Consider the following 4,705-nt stretch of genomic DNA (forward strand, 5'->3'; position numbering starts at 1 on the left):
GTCATATAGGCCGTCCGGTGGACGGTTCGGCCGAAACCGGGTATCCTTTCGGTCTCGCTTTGGCGTCGCTCCTGTTCAGGTTGCCGCGCTTTCGTGTTGAAGCGCCCGTAGCTCAATGGATAGAGTACTGCCCTCCGAAGGCAGGGGTTGCTGGTTCGATCCCAGCCGGGCGCACCATTTCTGGTCGAGTTTCAACGCGATTTCCCCCCCGTTTTTTGCATCCCGGTCAATTCGCGCAGTTTTACCGCGAACGACAGCCGTCATCATGACCGCCTGCCGCCCGCTGGTTTTAACTCGGCCTCACACCGTCACACCCTCACCAGCAGCTTTCCGAGGTTTTTCCCCTCAAACAGGCTATTGAGCGCCTGAGGCAACGCGTCAAACCCATCGACATACGTCTCCTGGTAAACGATTTCACCGTTCTTCACCCACGGCGAGACGGTCTGCAGCATCTCATCCATCCGGTGCACGAAGTCGCGCGCCAGAATCCCCTGGATCGTCGCGCGCTGAAACAGCATGTGTTGCAGGAAGCGCGGCGCGAGGTCCGGCGTGTCGAGGCCACCATCGTATTGAGCGATCGCGCCGCAGATCACGATGCGTGCGCGGCGTTTGATGAGCGGAATCACCGCGTCGGTGACCATGCCGCCCACGTTGTCGAAATAGACATCGACGCCGCCGGTCGCCGCCTGCAGCGCTGACTGCAAGCCTTCGAGCGTGGGATGCGCCCGATAGTCGACCGCGCCGTCAAGCTTGAGCGTGTCTGTCAGAAACGCGCACTTGTCCGGGCCGCCTGCGATCCCGATGACGCGGCAGCCGGCGCGCTTGCCGAACTGCGCGACCAGCGAGCCGACCGCTCCCGCCGCACCGGACACGACCAGCGTGTCGCCCGGACGCGGCTTGCCCGCTTCCATTAAACCGAACCACGCGGTGCGTCCCGGCATGCCGAGCACGCCGAGCGCGGTCGAAACCGGCGCTGCGTCGGGATTCAGTTTGGTCAGCTCGCTGTGATGGCACTTGGCGTACAACTGCCAGCCGCTATACGCCGACACCCAATCGCCCTGCTTGAAAAGCGGACTCGCCGACGCCACCACTTCACCCACCACGCCGGCCCGCTGCACGATCCCAAGCGGATGCGGTACATCGTAGGTATTGCGTTCGTGCTGCTGGATGCGAATGTACGGATCGACGCTAATAATGCGCGCGCGGATCAACACCTCATTCGACGACAAATTCTCGTCGAGCTCGCTTTCGCGCAACGCGTAATGCTCGTCGCCAACGCGTCCTTCAGGGCGCTTGACGTAAAACCACTGGCGATTCTGATAATTCATGTGAAGACTCACTGCTGTCGTAGACGGTGAGCGATCTTACCAGTGGGGCCATCGCACGCTTGCGAGGCTGATGTCACATCACCGGACCTTCCTGGCAGATGGCAACGAGGTGGCCGCTCGACTCGCAAAGCGGGGCCCTATCTACCGACCCGGTTGTACCCAGTCTTCAACCCGTAGACCGGGGACCCGGTCGAACTCGCGAAGGTTATTCGTTATCAAGATCAGGCCCTGGGATCGGGCATGTCCGGCGATCATCTGGTCGTAGGGGCCAATCGGCTTGCCTTCTTTTGCCAGCTCGGCTCTGAGCTGGCCACTATGCGCGGCAGCCTCGTGGTTGTAACCCAAGACGTCCAGGCGGGCCGCAAAACCCTCGACGACGGCCAGATTTTTCTCCGGTGATGCGGACTTCTCAGCGCCATAGATCAATTCCATCAAGGTCACTGTGCTGATGCAGATTTGCCCGTGGTATCGGTTGAACGCCTCGCGAACCTCAAGGGGTTTGTTCTTGATTGTGAAGATGCAGATGTTCGTATCGAGCATGTACTTGAGCATCAAAACTCCTCACGTTCCTGATTGGTGGGCTGGTTGCGCGTGGACATGAAGTCCGGGCTGACCCCTTCGCCATCAAACCAGCTATCCCAGGACTCTCCGGCGGGAGTGAGAATGCGGATGCGACCAATGGCCACCACATCGACCCGCTTTACATCGTCCGGGAGCGCCACGGATTTTGGAAGTCGTACCGCCTGGCTGCGGTTGCTTTTAAAGATGGCACCTTGTTCCATGATGGGCTCCTTGGGATATGTCAAATGTATATCCAATTATAGGTAGCTGCATGGATATGTCAATGGGATATACCGACGCAGCTATCGCCCGGCAGCGCCGAAATACACACCCGATTCCAAGGTTGTTGAAAGCTGCGCATCCCGTTAGAATCCACCGGTCACTGGGGAGTAGCCTTCCTTCATCCGTTGAAGGAGAGCGCGTCAACATACTTGGCCTGCGGGTCATGGCGCGTTCGACCGGGTCGGTTTGGCGAGACCATTGGCGCACTGCTTCGTTCTGGTCGGACGGGTCGCGGTGCGTCATTGGTTCGTCACTTACGTCCGACCGCGGAGTTGTCCTGTGAAACATCGTTGTGCCCTGCCGGTCTCCCCACGTATCCGTCCGTTGTGCCGCTTCCCCTTTGCACTTGCAGGGAGCCGCGCATGACCGGTCTTCTGTTCGAACTCGCCGTCATGCTGGTCATCATTCTGGTGGCGGCCGAGCTCTTCACCAATGCGCTCGAACATCTCGGCGAGCGCCTGAAAATCTCCGAGGGTGTGACGGGTTCGCTATTTGCGGCAGTTGGTACCGCATTGCCTGAAACCCTCGTCCCGCTGCTCGCGATTGCCGGCAGCACGGCCGATAGCGCCGTCAATCAGGAGATCGGCGTTGGCGCGATTCTCGGCGCGCCGCTGATGCTCTCCACCCTCTCCACTTTCCTGATGACGCTCGCGATTCTCGGCTCGCGCGGCGTTGGCGGCTGGGTCACGCCGGAACGCACGGGTTTCACGCGCGATCTGAACTACTTCCTGTGCGCCTTCGTGCTGGCGGCCGCGGCGATGTACGTGCCGCACGAACAGATGGCCGTGCGGGCGCTGTTCAGCGCTGCGCTGGTCGGCGTGTACATCACCTATGTGGTGATGACGTTCCGTGCATCGAACAAACTGGTCGACGCCGGCCACGGCACCGAAGCGCCGGGCAAGATGCTGTTGTCGCGGCTCGGCTTACCGACCAATCTTGTGACCATCGCGCTGCAACTGGCGCTGGCGGTTGCGTTGCTGGTGTGGGGCGCGGAAGGCTTCATTCATGGTGTGCGGGGTGTGTCGCAGGCGCTTGGTGTCTCGCCGTTGCTGCTGTCGCTGCTGATCATTCCGATCGCCACGGAGTTGCCGGAGAAGGTCAACAGCATCCTGTGGATTCGCCGCGGCAAGGACACGCTGGCGTTCGGCAACATCACCGGCGCGATGGTGTTTCAGGGCACCTTACTGCCCGCGATCGGCATTCTGTTGACGCCGTGGACGCCGCGCATCGAAGTGGTGACCGGCATCGTGATCACGCTGGCTGCCGCCGCGTGGCTGCGGATCAACGTGCGCGAACGTGGTGTGCCGGTGTGGGCGTTGCTGGTGTGTGGCGTGCTGTACGCAACGTATCTGGCGATCACGCTGAGTCGCTAAGCGAGCAATGAAAGGCCGGGAAGGCCGCCTAACCGCGGCCTTCCCAACCAGCCTTACTTAATTAGACGGTGCCGCCGCCGCGCTATCCGGCTTGAACACCGTCTTCCAGTCATCCTTCATATCGACAACGAGCCAGCCCTTCGCGCCGGCTTCGTCCAGACCCTTGTCGAGCTTGCCGCTTTTCGCCGTGCGGTCGTACGCATACTCCCGTTCCGCATCGGTGTGATGCAGCAGCGCCGCGAAGCGCGGGCCGTCGCCGGCCGAGGTCCATTCGAGCATCGGCACGTCGCCGTCGGCGTTGCCGAACGCGATTACCGGACGCCTGCCGATCACGCGATCGATAGCGAGTGGTTTGGCCGCGCCGTCGACGAGCGTGTCGACTTGCGCAAGCCGGGTCAATGACACCGCGCCGTTCGTCTGGCTGTACTTGTATTTGACGGTGCTGCCGATCACCTGTTCGGGCGGAATGCCGTACATGCGCTGCGCGACGTCGCGAACGAACTCGACATCGCTGCCGGTCACCAGATAGGTTTTGAAGCCGTTGGCGCGCAGATAGGCGAGTAACTCGACCATCGGCTGATACGCGAGGTCGGTGTACGGGCGGTTAAAGTGCGGCTCGCTCGCGGAGTCGAACCATTCGTGCACAAGCGCGGCGAATTGATCACCGGTCATGCCGGCATGCGCCGCCGCCAGCAGCCTCATCGAGCCGGTGTCGCCGCTCGCCGCGATACTCTTCAGATTGCCTCTCAGAATCGAGCGGAACGGTTCCTGCCGTTTCCATTCCGGATGCCGCCCGGCCACCGTCTTCACCCGTTGCAGCGCGAACACCAGTTGCACCGAGGCGGGTTGCTCTGGCCACAACGTGCCATCGTTGTCGAACACGGCGATCCGGTCAGCGCGCGCGATGAAATCCTTCGACTCGGGCGTCGTGACCAGCGTGACGAAATCGACAATCGAGCGTTTGGTCGCGGTGTCGTTCCATGACGCGAGGGCTGCGGCGCTCGACGCGCCGGCCGGCGACTCACTCGCGTCGTGGCGCGGCGTAACGGTGCAAGCGGAAAGAACCACAACGGTCAAAGCAATGCCGTACCGGTGCATCGTGCGAATCATGAAAGCCTCATCAAATACGGTGGGTCGAATCCAAAGCGAGCGCCAGTCTAA

5 protein-coding genes, 1 tRNA gene and 1 riboswitch are annotated in these 4,705 nt (G+C 61.4%); of the genes, 2 read left to right on the forward strand and 4 right to left on the reverse strand.

Annotated elements, in window-relative coordinates; genetic code table 11:
* Positions 1-101 precede the first annotated feature (101 nt).
* Positions 102-177, forward strand: a tRNA-Arg gene (locus PQQ96_RS41620).
* Positions 178-308: 131 nt separating this feature from the next.
* Here PQQ96_RS41620 and PQQ96_RS41625 read toward each other — a convergent pair.
* The 3 genes from PQQ96_RS41625 to vapB all read right to left on the reverse strand — a co-directional run bounded on the left by PQQ96_RS41625 (position 309) and on the right by vapB (position 2,110).
* Positions 309-1,328, reverse strand: coding sequence for an NADP-dependent oxidoreductase (locus PQQ96_RS41625; RefSeq protein ID WP_408303175.1), 1,020 nt, complete (start codon positions 1,326-1,328; stop codon positions 309-311).
* Positions 1,329-1,469: 141 nt separating this feature from the next.
* Positions 1,470-1,880 (reverse strand): type II toxin-antitoxin system tRNA(fMet)-specific endonuclease VapC, encoded by a 411-nt coding sequence (gene vapC / locus PQQ96_RS41630; protein WP_408303177.1) that lies wholly within the window; start codon positions 1,878-1,880, stop codon positions 1,470-1,472.
* Positions 1,880-2,110, reverse strand: a complete 231-nt coding sequence (vapB, locus tag PQQ96_RS41635; protein WP_120302756.1) for a type II toxin-antitoxin system VapB family antitoxin — start codon at positions 2,108-2,110, stop codon at positions 1,880-1,882. Before vapB ends, vapC begins: the two co-directional genes overlap by 1 nt.
* 151 nt (positions 2,111-2,261) lie before the next feature.
* Positions 2,262-2,433: riboswitch (yybP-ykoY riboswitch) on the forward strand.
* A 100-nt stretch (positions 2,434-2,533) separates the two neighbouring features.
* Between vapB and PQQ96_RS41640 the strand changes: the two genes are divergently transcribed.
* A complete protein-coding gene (locus PQQ96_RS41640) occupies positions 2,534-3,544 on the forward strand; it encodes a sodium:calcium antiporter (RefSeq protein WP_408303179.1) in 1,011 nt (336 codons plus the stop codon).
* 57 nt (positions 3,545-3,601) lie between these two features.
* On the opposite strand, the gene PQQ96_RS41645 is transcribed toward PQQ96_RS41640, so the two are convergent.
* On the reverse strand, positions 3,602-4,654 hold the full coding sequence (locus PQQ96_RS41645; protein WP_408303181.1) for an HAD family hydrolase: 1,053 nt from the start codon (positions 4,652-4,654) through the stop codon (positions 3,602-3,604).
* Between the last annotated feature and the right edge of the window lie 51 nt (positions 4,655-4,705).

Origin of the sequence: Paraburkholderia sediminicola (assembly GCF_046027825.1) — a bacterium.
Taxonomy (GTDB): Bacteria; Pseudomonadota; Gammaproteobacteria; order Burkholderiales; family Burkholderiaceae; genus Paraburkholderia; species Paraburkholderia sediminicola_D.

Coding starts and splice junctions, on each gene's coding strand:
- PQQ96_RS41625 (WP_408303175.1), bottom strand. CDS start 1,328: ATGAATTATCAGAATCGCCAGTGGTTTTACGTCAAGCGCCCTGAAGGA.
- vapC (WP_408303177.1), bottom strand. CDS start 1,880: ATGCTCAAGTACATGCTCGATACGAACATCTGCATCTTCACAATCAAG.
- vapB (WP_120302756.1), bottom strand. CDS start 2,110: ATGGAACAAGGTGCCATCTTTAAAAGCAACCGCAGCCAGGCGGTACGA.
- PQQ96_RS41640 (WP_408303179.1), top strand. CDS start 2,534: ATGACCGGTCTTCTGTTCGAACTCGCCGTCATGCTGGTCATCATTCTG.
- PQQ96_RS41645 (WP_408303181.1), bottom strand. CDS start 4,654: ATGATTCGCACGATGCACCGGTACGGCATTGCTTTGACCGTTGTGGTT.